Annotated in this window: 16 protein-coding genes; 14 read left to right on the plus strand and 2 right to left on the minus strand. The window is 39.0% G+C overall.

The genetic code is table 11. The features are described 5' to 3' along the window. The first annotated feature begins 103 nt into the window (after positions 1-103). From DYH63_RS05310 to DYH63_RS05350, 8 genes are all read left to right on the plus strand, one after another. Positions 104-730: a hypothetical protein gene (locus DYH63_RS05310; protein ID WP_116787829.1), complete on the plus strand. Its 627-nt coding sequence runs from the start codon at positions 104-106 to the stop codon at positions 728-730. 527 nt (positions 731-1257) lie between these two features. Further along, positions 1258-1584 carry a hypothetical protein gene (locus tag DYH63_RS05320; RefSeq protein WP_162926933.1) on the plus strand — a complete coding sequence of 109 codons (327 nt, stop codon included), beginning with the start codon at positions 1258-1260 and terminating at the stop codon, positions 1582-1584. Between the two features lie 37 nt (positions 1585-1621). Continuing rightward, entirely contained in the window at positions 1622-3301 is a 1680-nt protein-coding gene (locus DYH63_RS05325) for a hypothetical protein (RefSeq protein WP_116787832.1), read from the plus strand. Between the two features lie 18 nt (positions 3302-3319). Next, positions 3320-3730 (plus strand): hypothetical protein, encoded by a 411-nt coding sequence (locus DYH63_RS05330; RefSeq protein ID WP_116787833.1) that lies wholly within the window; start codon positions 3320-3322, stop codon positions 3728-3730. 107 nt (positions 3731-3837) lie between these two features. Further along, positions 3838-4755 (plus strand): bestrophin family protein, encoded by a 918-nt coding sequence (locus DYH63_RS05335; RefSeq protein WP_116787834.1) that lies wholly within the window; start codon positions 3838-3840, stop codon positions 4753-4755. Between the two features lie 54 nt (positions 4756-4809). After that, positions 4810-5049 (plus strand): hypothetical protein, encoded by a 240-nt coding sequence (locus DYH63_RS05340; RefSeq protein ID WP_116787835.1) that lies wholly within the window; start codon positions 4810-4812, stop codon positions 5047-5049. Next, a complete protein-coding gene (locus DYH63_RS05345) occupies positions 5039-5776 on the plus strand; it encodes an ATPase (RefSeq protein ID WP_116787836.1) in 738 nt (245 codons plus the stop codon). Before DYH63_RS05340 ends, DYH63_RS05345 begins: the two co-directional genes overlap by 11 nt. Positions 5777-5791: 15 nt before the next feature. Further along, positions 5792-6034: a hypothetical protein gene (locus DYH63_RS05350; protein WP_116787837.1), complete on the plus strand. Its 243-nt coding sequence runs from the start codon at positions 5792-5794 to the stop codon at positions 6032-6034. Here the strand turns inward: DYH63_RS05350 and DYH63_RS05355 are convergent. Continuing rightward, a complete protein-coding gene (locus DYH63_RS05355) occupies positions 6031-7560 on the minus strand; it encodes a helix-turn-helix transcriptional regulator (RefSeq protein WP_162926934.1) in 1530 nt (509 codons plus the stop codon). The two genes, DYH63_RS05350 and DYH63_RS05355, sit on opposite strands and share 4 nt — an antisense overlap. A 477-nt stretch (positions 7561-8037) precedes the next feature. Between DYH63_RS05355 and DYH63_RS05360 the strand changes: the two genes are divergently transcribed. The 6 genes from DYH63_RS05360 to DYH63_RS05385 all read left to right on the plus strand — a co-directional run bounded on the left by DYH63_RS05360 (position 8038) and on the right by DYH63_RS05385 (position 14505). Beyond that, positions 8038-8727, plus strand: a complete 690-nt coding sequence (locus DYH63_RS05360) for a hypothetical protein (RefSeq protein WP_116787839.1) — start codon at positions 8038-8040, stop codon at positions 8725-8727. 42 nt (positions 8728-8769) lie between these two features. After that, positions 8770-9606 carry a helix-turn-helix domain-containing protein gene (locus DYH63_RS05365; protein ID WP_116787840.1) on the plus strand — a complete coding sequence of 279 codons (837 nt, stop codon included), beginning with the start codon at positions 8770-8772 and terminating at the stop codon, positions 9604-9606. Between the two features lie 65 nt (positions 9607-9671). Beyond that, positions 9672-10511, plus strand: coding sequence for an RteC domain-containing protein (locus DYH63_RS05370; RefSeq protein WP_116787841.1), 840 nt, complete (start codon positions 9672-9674; stop codon positions 10509-10511). A 146-nt stretch (positions 10512-10657) separates the two neighbouring features. Beyond that, a complete protein-coding gene (locus DYH63_RS05375; protein ID WP_116787842.1) occupies positions 10658-10966 on the plus strand; it encodes a helix-turn-helix domain-containing protein in 309 nt (102 codons plus the stop codon). Between the two features lie 77 nt (positions 10967-11043). Further along, positions 11044-12429: a DUF3945 domain-containing protein gene (locus tag DYH63_RS05380; protein WP_116787843.1), complete on the plus strand. Its 1386-nt coding sequence runs from the start codon at positions 11044-11046 to the stop codon at positions 12427-12429. 18 nt (positions 12430-12447) lie between these two features. Next, positions 12448-14505 carry a type IA DNA topoisomerase gene (locus DYH63_RS05385; RefSeq protein WP_116787844.1) on the plus strand — a complete coding sequence of 686 codons (2058 nt, stop codon included), beginning with the start codon at positions 12448-12450 and terminating at the stop codon, positions 14503-14505. A gap of 39 nt (positions 14506-14544) precedes the next feature. Here the strand turns inward: DYH63_RS05385 and DYH63_RS05390 are convergent, their stop codons facing one another. Further along, complete coding sequence (locus DYH63_RS05390) at positions 14545-14721, minus strand: BF3379 family histone-like protein (RefSeq protein WP_116787845.1); 177 nt, start codon at positions 14719-14721, stop codon at positions 14545-14547. Positions 14722-14929: the final 208 nt, after the last annotated feature.

Below are 14929 nucleotides of genomic sequence, written 5' to 3' on the forward strand. Positions count from 1 at the left end.
TTTTTTTTGTCTAATAGAGTTTAAAAGAATCAAAACTAGATTATAATCTATTACTTTAAAGATATTTTTTTTACATTCTCTAATGTATTATCTTTTCAATATAATGGCAAAAGAAAAAAGATTAATCGAGCTTGTTAGAGCTATCCAACAGGAATATGGACAAAATTTTTATATTTATGCTATTCCAGGATTCTTGTCAAGAAATTTTATGGCATATTGTGCTATGCGTCAGGATTTAGAACTCTTGCTCAAATATATTGATGAACTAAGTTCTAACAACTATGATACCGTCATAAAATCGTCATTAACCTATGGTATAATTACATTATATGGAAAATGTTATACAGATGCAAGCCATTATAAAAGCGCAAAATTAGAAGCTAAAGATTTATTTAAACAAAATCCAGAACATCTTCATACACACAATGAACTTATGAAAATGAGACATCATTTTATTGCACATAGAGGCGATACTGAAAATGAGGTCACAGTTACATATATGCTGGTAGATATGAATAAGAATGGACTGGAAGACCAAATAAAATTCAGACGCCTTAAACAGGCTGGATTTTCAGAAGAACATCTAATGAATATTAAGGCGTTAGCGCAATTTATAATAAAATGTCTTGAGCCTAAAATTCAAAAATCAGGAGATAAAGTTCACAAGGCATTATTTGAAATATTTTCACCTGAACAAATTACTTTAATGTTGATGAATAATGCGAAATAAACAGAGTTAAAATATATTATTACAACAGAGATTATCATAAATCAAGTAATACAGCTTTCAAATGAACTGCAATTGCTTGATTTTGTCTCGTTTTTGCACATAAGCTTGTCTAAAGTTTTTTGTAACTTCTTCTTTAAAACGTAGAAACATGGGACGTAACAACATTGCATTCATTATTATTGGAATAGTTGCCCTTTCCATAGGGATAGCATTACGATGTTTGTGAGCAGAAGACGTTTCTACAGAAGAAACCAAGCAGGCCTGCAAGTTTATTCAAACTATAGAAATTCGCTTATAACTCCATTTTTAGAACGGATATTAACTTTCATCTCAGGGTTGCTTATTATCATAGGATCATTCTGTTTATGCGCTGCTGCATTTGTTGGAAAATAATAACCATTAAAGGCAAGAAATACCTATTAGTAGGTATTTCACATTTCTTTAAAGCAGGTATTTTTACTTGCAATGTTACTCTGAATTGTATTTATATAGGGGCAATTATAAAACTACAAATAAAATACAGCAAAATGGACATTAATTATTATCTACAAAAAATAGAGGATTATCAAAGTGAAGGAATTGATAGTTATCGATTTAACAACATTGAGGATATTAATTTAATAATATCTGGTTTAAGAGGATTACAAAAGCATTCTGAAGCAGAAGCTCTTTTTTTTAAATACGAGGCTGATTTAAAATCCAGTGAATATTGGCCTGTGTTTCTCTCAGTAATTCTTCAAGTTTTTAATGAAAGTGGTAATACTAAAGCGTTAATTACTTATACTAGGGAGTTAAAGAAAATCTATCCAGACCATCCTTATGTCATTGAAATTTCCAAATACCACACGATTTAGAATTTCAGTTGACAAAATTATTAACCTATTGTAATAAATGGGAATAGAAAAAATAAAAGATAAATACTTAGTATACAAATTAGAGTACAAAGCCGAAGCCAAATTTAGAAATGAATTGTCAAAGCAATTAATTTCTAAATTTGGAAGAGGCCCTTTTGAAGAAGAGGATATTAGGGCAATTGTACTTTACAGTGTCAATTATTATATAGCTGAATTTCTCAACATTTGTCATAGTGAAACGTCTTGTAAATTTTATCAACAAGTTTTTATTTTTCACGAGCAAGCGACAGAGTTAAGCTATGTGCATAATGAAGATCCAACAATTGATTGGAGTTATATTGCGTCGTACAGACGTACATTAAAATTTGTTCTCGAAACCGGATGTGAAATAAATATGGTCACAGGTGAGTCATTTGATGCTAATTTTCAAAAGAGATTTGAAGCGACAATAAACGACTTATTATTTTTAGGCGAGATGATTTTAACATGTGTTAGTTTGTATGCTGAACAGGGAATGGTTGAGGATTTGGCTGACGTATCATTTGATGAAAATAATCTGTATGTTTTTGGAAGACGACATCATTACAATCATATAATTAAATACATTATTGGTGAATTTAATGGCCAGGTTACTAAAGCGATAATAGATGATAGTGATCTCGCAGGTTTTTCAGATTTAAAGAATACCATTAAAAAATGTTTTACAATCAATTATGATAACGTGAGTTACTTATTGGCTGCAATTCATGAACAAAATAAATCCAAAGGAGGATATATTGTAGGAGTGGAGTGGAGAACTTTAACTGCAAATCTTAACGGAATGTTTGGTGTTCCACTTGAAAGTGCAGAAGAGTTTTTTCAAGGACTGAAACTTGATCGAAATAATAAAATGAGTCTTTTAGACTTAGCATGTAAACCGTATAATTTAATCAGATACATCTATAGGCCAATTTTAATTTGGAATGTTGATGGTAGTGATTACGCTTTTTTTGGAAAAAGTTCTTGGTCTGAAACATTTATACAATTGTCGTCTAACGCAATTCCTTGGGGTAAAGCAGCACCCGAATGGCTAAAAAACAAATGTTTCAAAACTTATGTACACACCAAAGAAGATGACCACGATCGTTGGCTAGATGATGAGGTTGAGAAGAAACTTGAAACTAATAATTATAAATATGACAGAAATGTAAAAAGACTTTTTCATGGCAACACTAGTACCAATATTGATGTTAAAGGATTAGGAGAGGTAGATTTTATCATTATTAATTCAAAAAGAAAGATAATCTACGTTTCAGACTGTAAACATTTATTAGGCAGATATGACATGATGAACCAAAAAAATGATTTTAACGCATTTTCTGTTGGTGAAAAATCCTATAATAAAACAATGGAGAGAAAAGTTGATTGGTTTTCGCATAATCATCAGTTAGTTGCAGAGGATTTTGGAAAAAAATATAAAGAGGAATTTGACTTTACCGACTACAAAGTAGAAGGAATTTTTATAATTAATACTCCTACTTTTTACATGTATAATGCTCATTACAGGATTTACACAGTTGCCCAGCTTGACAGTTTTTTGAAAGGTACATTTATTGATAAAACTTTTGAAATATTAATAGAAGGGCGTGATGATGATAAGTTTTTACACGTGCAATACCCTTATTTTAAAAAACCAAATTATTTAATTTTTGATCCTTTTATTGATATAGATGTTTAATTTCAAATTAAAAATAACATGAAGACATTGTTTGTTGATAAAATTGAAGATAATGATCTTGGGGGATTTACCAAGAACACTAATAAAATTTCTTATAATCTGGCTAACTACAGACTTTCAATAGAAGAAATTATCAATAAATCGTCTCCAGACACAGATTACCCAGTCGCAGTTTTTAGAGCGGGTCAGTATGTCGCTATATTTAATTGTAGTAGGGATTTATCATATGTTCAACTTGCATTTATCAATTATGAGATCAGTATAGAAGATAATTTTAACACATTTGCAGACGCTTTTACTCCTAAGACTATTCCAGCATTTCATGAAATGCAGAAGCTAATTAGGAAAGCTTTTGATGATCTAAAATTATCAAAAGTGGCTTTGTCGGATAGTGAAATGTTATTTAAAGAAGTTTTAAAAGCAAATTAAGATGGTTGGTTAATAATTATTTTTACACTAATAATATGTTTTAATGGGTTGTACTAAATACGAGTTTTATCCATAGCTTTGATACAGCATTTACACTTCAAAGTATCATGATCATCAAGAAAAAAACACACTGGTTTAGGATGCTCTTTGAATGGCAGGGATCGGTATTGCCCCAACTCCTGCCCAGACTGCTGCTTATTTTTGTGTACTCAGGTGTTTTAGTGTATTTCCAGGATGTTTTAATAGCCCATCATTTGCATATCAACCCCGCCATCTTTACCCTTTTTGGTATTGCACTGGCAATCTTTTTAGGCTTCCGTAACAATGTGAGTTATGACCGCTTTTGGGAGGGACGTAAACTGTGGGGAGCTTTACTTAACGACACACGCTCGTTAGCCCGCCAAGCCCACAACCTTTCTGAAAATAAAGAATCTAAAGAGGAAATCTCACACTTCGTGAACCAGCTCATAGCACTAGTCTATGCCCTTAAGCACCAATTGAGGCATACCAGTCCGAATGAGGACATGAGAAGGTTGCTTTCAGATGCTTTGGTAAAGGAACTTGAGCCCGTCCGTTTTAAGCCGGTAATCCTTTTAAAATCCTTGGGCGACTGGGTACAAGTCAATAAACAAAAGGGCAACATAGCACCACTATCCCAATTGGCTTTTGAAGAAAACCTGAACAAGCTGTCGGGCATCATTGGCGGCTGTGAACGTATTGCCAATACGCCCATACCATTTTCCTATTCGGTATTGTTGCACCGCACGGTGTACATTTACTGTTTTATGCTGCCGTTTGGTTTTGTCGATATATTGGGCTGGCTTACACCGTTTATTATAGCCTTTGTTGCCTATACGTTCCTGGCCCTTGAAGCCATAGCCGATGAGTTGGAAGACCCGTTTGGTACGCAACCCAATGATCTTGCACTGGATACAATGGCGAAAACTATAGAGGATACCCTGTTGGAACTTGATGGGAGAGTGGTACCGGAGCGGGGAGTTCCCAATAATTATTATGTAACGTAATGAAGTAGAAAATCATTAACTTTGTAGTATACCGAATAAAAAAGATATTGCACGATGAAAAAGGTGGTATTCCGTAAAGACACAGCACAGACAAAATCATTGCAGGCGGCAGGTACTGTTGCCTCCGCTACTGCTGTGCGCCATGCCAAGGCACTTGATCTTGACATTACCTATATTGAAAATGGTAATGTTATTGTAGAGGAACCTAACGGCCACACCACGGTGGTCAAGAAATTAGAAAAGGTTACAGCTCCTATTGTACTAACCAAAGGAATGGTATTGCATGCCAAATAAAAAGATACGGGTTTTTGCCGGACCAAACGGTTCCGGTAAAAGTTCCCTTTTTCAGGAGTTTTCAAGAAACTACAATACCGGTCCATTCATCAATGCGGATGAAATTGAAAGCCGGCTGGTGGGTAAAGGACTTATCGACCTTAAAGAGCTCGGACTGAAAGCTACGCAGCAAGACCTTGATGAATTTTCTCATCTTCCTTCTTCCAAGTCGCTGTTGCAAAAGGCAGGGGAGGCCAATCATCCTATTGATATTATTGTCAGTGAGAACTGTATTGTTGACCGTTCCAAAGAAAGCCACAGCTATGAGGCTTCTTATACGGCTGCCTTTATACGGCATTTATTAATCAGGGAAGGCAAATCTTTCAGTTTTGAAACGGTAATGAGCCACGCATCTAAAGTCGAAGAAGTAAAGGAATTGCTTGGGCTGGGTTATCACGCCTACCTTTATTTTGTTTGTATTGATGACCCAGAGGTAAACGTATCACGCGTAGATACGAGGGTTAAAAAAGGAGGTCATCCAGTGTCCGAAAATAAGATCAGGGAACGCTATGTACGCACTCTTGGGCTTTTGCATGAAATTTTACCATTATGTTACAGGGCTTATCTATTTGATAATTCCGGGAAGAAGCAGGTCATGATTGCAGAATTGTATGATGGCGCATTAGAGCTTAAGACAGATAAGGTTCCCAAATGGTTTATTGATTATGTACTTCCTTATTATTCTTAATTAAAAGTTTTTACGTTGAAACTCCACGATTGCGAACAAGAAATTAAAGAGCGTCAGTATTTAGTTGGCATGGAACTCGAACATGAGTCCGGTAGCCATAAGATAAAAGTTGATTCTTTAGATCCTTTTGAGATTACCGGTACCGGGTTGTATTACATCCGTTGCCGTTATTATAAACAGAATGAGGATGGTGTCTACGGGACAACGCTGTTGGCCAATAAGCTTAACGACCTGCTTATCTATTATATGGCCTATTAAGATGGTTCGGCGTTGTCGTCTAATTCTTTTCTTAGCTTTTCTATAAATACCCTGGGAGACATTTCCGTGTACACTTTAAAAGCCGCTACAAAACGTTGTGTGCTGGTAAAACCCACTTCGGCCGCAAGGGCATCATCCGTAAATATCCGCAGCAATCGGTTCGTTTTAAGTGCGTTTATGATGTATTGTATTTTCAGGCTGTTGACATAATTGTTATAGGATTGTTTTTTATGAAATGAGATAATCTCAGAGGTATAACGGTTGTTGGCTCCCACATACTCGGCGAGTGCTGTAAGGCTGGTGTTACTTTTTAAATACTCCTTATTGGCTTCCCATTTTTTAAGAGCCTGTAACACTTTTTGTACGGTATCTTCCGGAATTGCCAGCTCTTTAGGGATACTTTTATCAGGTTTCATTGAAAGCCTTTGATTTTCCTGCATCAGTTCCTTAAATATTTTTTCCTGCCTTTTGCGGTTGGTTTTCCATTTATAGGATATGAAAAGCGTTATTGCCAGTAATGATATCGAACTTATGATTAATAAGTTATTATTGCTCTTTTGCCTGTATAACGCCTTTTCCATTTTTTGTTTTTCAAGAAGTAATTCCCGATCATCGTAATTTTTATGGATGCTGTCAAAAAGATGGTCATGCGTTAAGCGTAGTATACTGTCCGCCTTTAGTAAACGATCTACATATTTTAGTACTTCACCCTGGTTATTATTATCCTTATAATAGTCGATTAACAACTCATAGTTTTCCCTGAGATCCGGGCGTATGTATTCGCTACGGATAAATTCATCATCGACTTTTTTAAGATACGGTATACTTTCCTGGAAGTTCTTTTGTACCCAATAGCTTTTACCGATGTAAAAATTGGCAACGGCCAGGTTCGCATAATCATTCAGATTGGTCAGTGGCGCAATGGATTGCTTTAATTTAGCTATTGCTGAAGCGTAATTCGATATAAAATATTCATTGAGCCCATCCAGATGGAGGAAATAACAGTCCATGCTATGGTTATTCAGTCGTTTTGCTTCTCCAATACCTAAGCTAACCATTCTGGCTGCGTTCCCATAATCTCCGCTTTTATTGTAGACCAGGCCAAGAGAATGAATGGTATTTAAGTATGCTCTTGTGTTTTCGTTTTTAAAATACGTTAAGCATTGTGTAAGGAGTACTATCGTCTCTTGGTTTTGACCCAAATAGTATTTTTCCTGGGCTATGTTGTATTTGAATTTATGCGAAAGGTAAGGATCATCAGCCCTTTCGAGATACGTCCGCGCGGTAATATAATTTTCTAAGGCTTCCTGATGTTTTTTCATTCCATAAAAAACGATCCCACGGGAAAGATATGCAGAACCAATTAACTTATCGTCATTGGATTTTAATGCTGCCTTTACCATGCTGTCGGTATAAATAATTTTTACAGTTCCCTCAGAATTATCTGCATAGTTTTTATATCCCTGCAGCAGCAGTTCAAAGTCAGTACCCGCTTTGGCCTTATCCAGGAATGCTTTTAAGTACAATTTTTGGAATGTGGTATTGTTTTTAGCTTCCTTTATCCTTCTGAAAAGATAGGAATAGTCTTTATCAATTAGAGAGTCTTTTGGAGAAGCGTATGCATGTGTTTCACATATCAGTGCACATAAGCAACAAAATGCAGTTTTAAGATGGATGCCGGTTATCATTTGCAAGCGTAATAATAGTTTCTGTGTCGGTTAAGAATCAGGCAGTAGTAAGGCAAACGATATGGTAAGGCTTTTCAAAAATAATTAAATGCCCTGTATTTGTTGGGCTTTTAACAAAATTTAAGACTGTGGATTTTCCGAAAATCAGTAGTAAAAATACGAATACCCGAAGTATAGCAGTTGCGCGGTGTTATGCGTGCCAATAGTTTTGTTTTGAATTCAGAAACCAAGGGTTATGTGATTGTAACCTGCCAGTTTGTCTATCCGGATAAATGAACTGATCAAATCGAATCAGTAACATTTAAAAACGAAACTATGAAAAATGTTCTTTTACCCGGACTACTGTCCGCAGTGCTGCTTATGGGCTGTTCTTCCGATACGGAACTGACACCTGTAAAGGCAATTCACGGACAAACTATGAAATTCACTGCTTTGCAGGCGGAAAATAAATTGAATCCCTATGACAGCATAGGGCGTAATTACAGAGTGTTCTTATCAGAATACCAAAATACAGGCTATAACCCAACTACATTTTCCGGAGTATCGACTGCCGTTGCGACGATTATGGGAAGCAAAGCAGTTGCCATTAACAACAATGAACAGGCTTTACTTTCGACGTATGTAAGTTCGCCCTCATTATCATTAACTACGGTTTTGGCCAATTCCACGCTTTCGCAAAGTGCCAAAGACTATCTTACGACGTTCACTGAGGACTTTATAACGCTGAGGCATCAACCGTTTGCCAGTGCTTATACTGAAATTGTCAATTTCGAAGATACCGTAATGAACTCAACCGCTCTGACCACGAACGACCAAAGGGTACTCTTTACCGTTACTTCTTTGGCGCGCTATTCCCTCGACCACAGTTGTTGTGAAGATACTGATTGGGAGACATCGGTAGGCAATATCGTTGCAGCAACAGCGGGAGCGTTAACCGATTCGGACAGAGCAATACAGTATCTACTAATAACCCGTATTGCACAGCATGAAAACATAACTTTTTAAAATTGATGCCCGGTACGCCGGGCATTTTAATACCTGTATGATATGGAATTTATCTCAAAAAAATTACCTGCTGAAGTATACTTATACAAAGGCTCGGCCGTCGAAATTCAAAATATGTCGTGTTCCGGGCATTTCATTTTAGTTTTCGTTAAATCAGGGATAATACGCATACTGGTTGATGGGGTGAGCATGCTCGGTGTATCCGGTGAAATTATCATTGCGGTCAGCCAGGAATATTACCAGGTAATCCATGCCGGGAAAAAGCTGTTCTGCTACATTGTAAAAATCAACCGGGAATTCATAGTGGAAACCAAAATGTTCTATCACTTCATAGAGACCTTTATTAAGAAACACCCCCTAAAAATAGTCCCGGATGCGTTTGAACAGAAGGTACTCAGCCGTATCATGAAACTCCTTATGTATTATTCCACGGTCCAGGATAGTATTTCGCAATTATCTGTACAATCATTCTCAATGACTTTGAGCCTGTTACTTTTTCAAACGGGTTGGTTGTACAATCATTCGAACCCCTCTGAAAACACTTCCTACAACCGTAAAGAAGCCCTGGCTATGGGGTTTCTAAAGTTATTACTAAAGCATTTTAGACAGGAACAAAATATAGGTTTTTATTCCGGTGTATTATGTGTTACGGATGGTTACTTAAACAAGGCGGTACGGGAAGTAACCGGCAAGACGGTTGGCTTTTGCATAGCGGAAATCCTTATTAGTGAAGCGAAATACCTGTTAGTACACCATGGTGACGGTATTGAAACAATCAGTGAACAACTGGGCTTTTCATCGGGCGGTAGTTTTCGCCGTTTTTTCAAAAGACACACATTGTTTACCCCCTTGGAATTTCGGAAGAGATTCCAGGTATAAGTATCAAATGCCTTGCTGCGAATTCAGAAAAAGAAAAATGATGTTTAGGATTAAATCGCACGTGTATGATAAAAATTGCTTTTTATAAAGGGTTACTCATTGATATCAATCAGAAGGAACAGCAATTCTCCACCATAGGCGGCGATATTGTACTGCAATCCAGCGATATGATTGTCCATCTTCATGAAACCCTACACCGTTTAAGGGAATATCTTCTCGGACTGAAATCAATTACCAGACAGGAAGAAATCGAATTATTTAAAGAGGTTAAGCCACAAGTATTGGGGAAATTGATTTTTTACAATGAAGTATACCGGATAGAAACCTCCTGTCCGTTCTCAGAAGGGAAAATGTACATTAAATACTTTTCAGGGCAATTAAAGCTGCTAAAGAAAAACAGCCGGTTGTACAGGGATAACGAGTTTTTCCGTTATTACCGTTCCGGGCGTTCAGACAGGGACGGCGAGTATTTTGTCAGAGGGCAGTTACACCATTTTACGGGACTCAACAGTTTTTATTTTGAAACCGACCCCAATTTCTCTACCTATTATGACCACCTGCTGGCACGGATTATTGCGCATGAATTGTTGTATGCTTTCCTGCTTACACGTATAGACCCGGAAACAAGGAGTACCAGTATATCGGTTATCCCGGATGAGTTGCGCTGGACCGGAACCAAGAATGCCCTCATCGAACTGATTTATGCACTTTACATTGCCGGCGTTATTTCAAATGGAAAGATCGGCTTGCGTAAAATTACATTAATCTTCCAATCCATCTTCAAAACGCCATTGGGCGACGTACACCACGCTTTTCATCGCATGAAAGACCGGGCGGGTAATCGGACGCTATTTATAGACCAGCTCAAAGATTCATTGGAACATTATATGGATAAAAGTTTATAGGGATACCAATCCCCTTAAAACAGGCAGCACAGTGATGTGCTGCTTTTTTTGCAAAAAAAAAATAAATACCCATTGGCACATCTTGGCAGACCAGGTCATGACTTATATAAAACTTTGAGATAGTATTAATCTCAAAATGTAAAGCCATGAACATAGACCGAATGGAATTTAATGCCTGGATGGAACGTGTAATGCAACGTTTCGATTTACTGACACAAAGGATCCGGGAAAATGAACAGCGTCATAGCAGTATTGATGGGGAGGAGTTGCTGGACAACCAGGATGTATTGCAAATGCTCAAGATTAGTTCGCGTTCGTTGCAACGCTACCGCTCAGCCGGTAAACTGGCCTACTACACCATTAGCGGAAAACTCTACTACAAACTTTCCGACATCCACCAATTTATCCGTGAGAGTTTCCATAAGCCGGTGCGGCTGCAGGGGGACACAAAATGACTAAATGTGCCATTGAGAGACAGTCCTTCCGTTGTCACGAAGCCCACAGTAGTTTAGGTTAACTAAACATCAGAACTATGGAACATCAGCCTGAAATGAATGAGATGCTGCTGGTGCTTGATAAGCAAAAGAACCAGATCAGCGCTGTAAAGAAACTGGGAAAGGATGGCAAGCTTGAAACGGTACCACCCGATGAAAAAGGCGAAGCCCAGTTTATGCGGGTGGACCGCAATGGCAATTTTTTCAGCAACCTGTTCTCCAACTTCCAGCGCCAGCTGAAAGACCCTACGCGGTTTGACTTTTTCCGTGTACCGGTAACAGAAGGAAAACAGATTGCGTCGGAACTGCAACAGCATCTCAACCGTTTGGGCGCAGCAGCCCAAAAACTGATGTCTAAGTATGCACTTAATGCAGAATATCAACATAAAAATCATAATAGTATGGACACACAAGAATCAAATGGAAAAACGGAAGAGTACCGTTTCAAACCTGAACAGGTAAACTGGAAATCGCTAGCCGATTTAGGACTGACCAAGGACCGCCTCGAAAAGATCGGAGCACTGGAACCGCTACTAAAAGGCTACAAAACAGATAACCTGATACCGCTCACCCTTACAATGGGTAATGCCGTAGCCAAGCTCGATGCCAGGCTTTCGTTGCAACAGAACGATGCCGGCCAGGTAGTGGTTGCCATGCATGGTATTAGAAAAGAGCCGAACCTTAATTACCCGTTTTTCGGGCATGAGTTTACTAAAGAAGACAAAGAGAACCTGTTGAATACCGGCAATATGGGAAGGGTTGTCGATTTGTTTAACCAAAAGACCAGCGAGTTTGTCCCGTCGGTAATCAGTGTTGACCGGAAAACCAACGAACTCGTAGCCTACAAAGCGGAATGGATGCAGATACCCGATGAAATCAAGGGGATTAAGCTTAACGAGCAACAGAAACAAACGCTTCAGGAGGGAAAGCCCTTACAGCTGGAAGGTATGACTTCCAAAAAAGGTGAAGCTTTTGACGCTACGGTACAGTTCAACGCAGATAAGCGTTATGTGGAATTCCTGTTTGACCGAAACGGGCAAAACCAATCGCAAGGAAGAACCTATGCCGAGGCTCCCAAAGAATTCAGGGGGAAAGAACTTACCGACGAGCAACATAGCAAACTAAAAGAAGGCCTTACGGTATATGTCAGCGGGCTCACAGACAAGCAGGGCAAGGAATACCAAGGATATATCACCTACAATCAAGAAAGTGGTAAAGTAGGTTTTTCGTTTAACAACCCTTCCAAGTCTAAAGAAGAAGCGATGCCTGCTGAAGCTAAGAATACGCAGTCTGCTACCAAGGCGGAAAACAATGCTTCAGAAGAACCGAAAAGCGGCAAGCAGCAAAAAGCAACCCAGGACAAACCAGACACTGCTTCAGAAGAGCAACAGGCACCGGTAAGGAAACGCGGTATGAAAATGTAAATTAAAAAGGAATGCGTTATGATAGCAGTATTGGCAGAAAAACCGATCGTGGCCCGTGAGCTGGCCGCGCTCTTGGGCGCAACGGATAAAAAAGAAGGCTATAGTGAAGGAAATGGCTATGCAGTTACCTGGGCCTTCGGGCATCTGGTAAGCCTGGCGCTCCCCGAGGCCTATGGTTATACGGGTTTCCAAAAGTATAACCTACCAATCTTACCCGATACTTTTACGCTTGCCCCACGACTGGAAGCTAATCGTAAAAAGGATAAAAGCAACAGTATTATAAAGCAATTAGAGGTTATAGAAAACTTATTTCAGCAATGTAAGAACATTATAGTGGCTACGGATGCGGGTAGGGAAGGGGAACTAATTTTCCGATATATCTATGACTATCTAAAATGTACCAAACCTTTCCAAAGGTTGTGGGTAAGTTCACTTACTGAAACGGCATTAAAGAAAGGGTTTGAGAACCTGCAGCCGGGTACTGATTTTGACAATTTGTACCAGGCAGCCCATGCAAGGAGTCGTGCAGACTGGCTGGTCGGTATTAATGCAACACAAGCCCTGACTATCGCTGCGGGTACTGGTATTTATCCCCTTGGGCGCGTGCAGACCCCGACTCTGGCCATGATTTGCAGGAGGTACGAAGAGCGTCAAAATTTTATCCCTGAAAAATTTTGGCAACTGCAACTACAGCACACCAAATCATTTCTTGATTTTCATAGCATATCTACCGAAGTATACCACGATAAAATCGAAGCCGAAGAAGCCTATAGGATGTTACAGCGCCAGAAACAAGCCGTTGTTACCGCGATACATTCTGAAATCGTAAAGGATCCACCGCCTTTGCTTTTTGACCTTACAGGATTGCAAAAAGAAGCCAACCGCAAGTTGGGATTTACCGCTTCCGAAACACTGGACATTGCACAGAGCCTTTACGAGAAAAAGTTTATTACCTATCCCCGAACCGGGAGTAAATACATTACACCCGACCTTTGGAGTACAGTCCCGGAACTCATCAGGGGCCTTGAAGCCGACCCGGCTTTCAGTAAAGTACTACCGCAACTGAAATATGCACGGTTGAACAAGCACATTGTCAATGAAGGAAAGGTAACCGACCATCACGGCCTGTTGGTTACGGAAAAAGTTCCATCAGCACTTTCTGTAAAAGAGGCAACTATTTACCATATGATTGCCTTCAGGTTATTAGAAGCGGTTTCAGAGACTTGTGTGAGGGAGGTAACAGCAATTGAATTACAGGTGCTGCAATACCGCTTCAAAGCTACATCGGTGACCGTAATGGATGCGGGCTGGTGTGCTATACAAGGTAAATTTGAACATTTGGATGACGCAGAAATGGAATTGCCCGAAATAAAAGTGGATGATGTGATCGTTGTTAGCGGAGCCTCACTGCTCGAAAAACAAAAGCGCGGTCCCGCACTCTACACGGAAGCCAGCCTACTTACAGCAATGGAACATCCCGAATCAGGTGCTGTTGCACCCGATATAAAACAGAAGGTTAAGGCCGGCCTGGGTACACCCGCTACAAGGGCCGGTATCATTGAGGGATTGCTTACGCGACAATATATCCAACGAAAAGGGAAATCGCTCACCCCTACAGAAAAAGGAATCGCAGTGTACAACATTGTCGCAGAGCAAGCCATTGCTTCGGTAACCATGACCGCGGATTGGGAATCAGCACTGGAAGGCATAGAAAATGGCGAATCAACCGCTGATGATTTTGAAAATGAGATCAAAGCCTATACTGAGAAAATAACCAATGAGTTATTACAAACGAAAATCAGTAGAGAAGCGGTACCGGAACTGTTATGCCCCAGGTGCAACGCAAGCCACCTGATAATCGATGAAAAAGCCATCCGGTGCCCGGACAAAAGCTGTAACTGGTCGCAATGGCGGACGGTCTGTAGCAGGAACCTAAGCCTTGATGAAATTGAAAAATTGATTCAACAAAAATCAACCCCTGTCTTAAAAGGTCTTAAGAGTAAGGCTGGGAAAGCTTTTAACGCCCGGTTGGTACTAAATGAGCAATCGGAAGTTGTATTTGGTTTTGAAAAGTAGCGATTGAAAAAATGCTTGCCATACCCGGCAAGCATTTTTTTATTTTTTAGATTCTTCTAGAGAAACCTTACGGAATTCTTTTAGCAGTTTTTCAAGGTCAAGGGATGACTTACGTGCCCTTGTACCGGCTGCTTTGTTACTTTTCTCCAGTTGTAGTTCTGCATCAGCTTTGAAGGCTTCAAACTCTGCACCGATTTTCTCGATTAGTTCTTTCATGGTAGTATTTTTAGTGAGGGGCAAAAATACTATTTTTATGATGCCTGTTTTACTGGAATTTTAATTTCTGAATGATATCCATAAAATATTTTTCACTTCAGATATTGGCAGGCCGTCATTCATAATAGGCATTATTATATTACCTATCAAAACCCTGCTTTATTTTATCCTATAGCAACTATTTTTGCTTTATATCAGAACATCCAGT

Origin of the sequence: Flavobacterium psychrotrophum (assembly GCF_003403075.1) — a bacterium.
GTDB lineage: Bacteria > Bacteroidota > Bacteroidia > Flavobacteriales > Flavobacteriaceae > Flavobacterium > Flavobacterium psychrotrophum.

Excerpts from the sequence above, each read along its gene's own strand:
- DYH63_RS05370 (WP_116787841.1), top strand. The coding sequence starts at position 9,672 with ATGATAAAAATTGCTTTTTATAAAGGGTTACTCATTGATATCAATCAG.
- DYH63_RS05375 (WP_116787842.1), top strand. The coding sequence starts at position 10,658 with ATGAACATAGACCGAATGGAATTTAATGCCTGGATGGAACGTGTAATG.
- DYH63_RS05365 (WP_116787840.1), top strand. The coding sequence starts at position 8,770 with ATGGAATTTATCTCAAAAAAATTACCTGCTGAAGTATACTTATACAAA.
- DYH63_RS05310 (WP_116787829.1), top strand. The coding sequence starts at position 104 with ATGGCAAAAGAAAAAAGATTAATCGAGCTTGTTAGAGCTATCCAACAG.
- DYH63_RS05390 (WP_116787845.1), bottom strand. The coding sequence starts at position 14,721 with ATGAAAGAACTAATCGAGAAAATCGGTGCAGAGTTTGAAGCCTTCAAA.
- DYH63_RS05330 (WP_116787833.1), top strand. The coding sequence starts at position 3,320 with ATGAAGACATTGTTTGTTGATAAAATTGAAGATAATGATCTTGGGGGA.
- DYH63_RS05360 (WP_116787839.1), top strand. The coding sequence starts at position 8,038 with ATGAAAAATGTTCTTTTACCCGGACTACTGTCCGCAGTGCTGCTTATG.
- DYH63_RS05385 (WP_116787844.1), top strand. The coding sequence starts at position 12,448 with ATGATAGCAGTATTGGCAGAAAAACCGATCGTGGCCCGTGAGCTGGCC.
- DYH63_RS05320 (WP_162926933.1), top strand. The coding sequence starts at position 1,258 with ATGGACATTAATTATTATCTACAAAAAATAGAGGATTATCAAAGTGAA.
- DYH63_RS05325 (WP_116787832.1), top strand. The coding sequence starts at position 1,622 with ATGGGAATAGAAAAAATAAAAGATAAATACTTAGTATACAAATTAGAG.
- DYH63_RS05380 (WP_116787843.1), top strand. The coding sequence starts at position 11,044 with ATGGAACATCAGCCTGAAATGAATGAGATGCTGCTGGTGCTTGATAAG.
- DYH63_RS05345 (WP_116787836.1), top strand. The coding sequence starts at position 5,039 with ATGCCAAATAAAAAGATACGGGTTTTTGCCGGACCAAACGGTTCCGGT.
- DYH63_RS05335 (WP_116787834.1), top strand. The coding sequence starts at position 3,838 with ATGATCATCAAGAAAAAAACACACTGGTTTAGGATGCTCTTTGAATGG.
- DYH63_RS05340 (WP_116787835.1), top strand. The coding sequence starts at position 4,810 with ATGAAAAAGGTGGTATTCCGTAAAGACACAGCACAGACAAAATCATTG.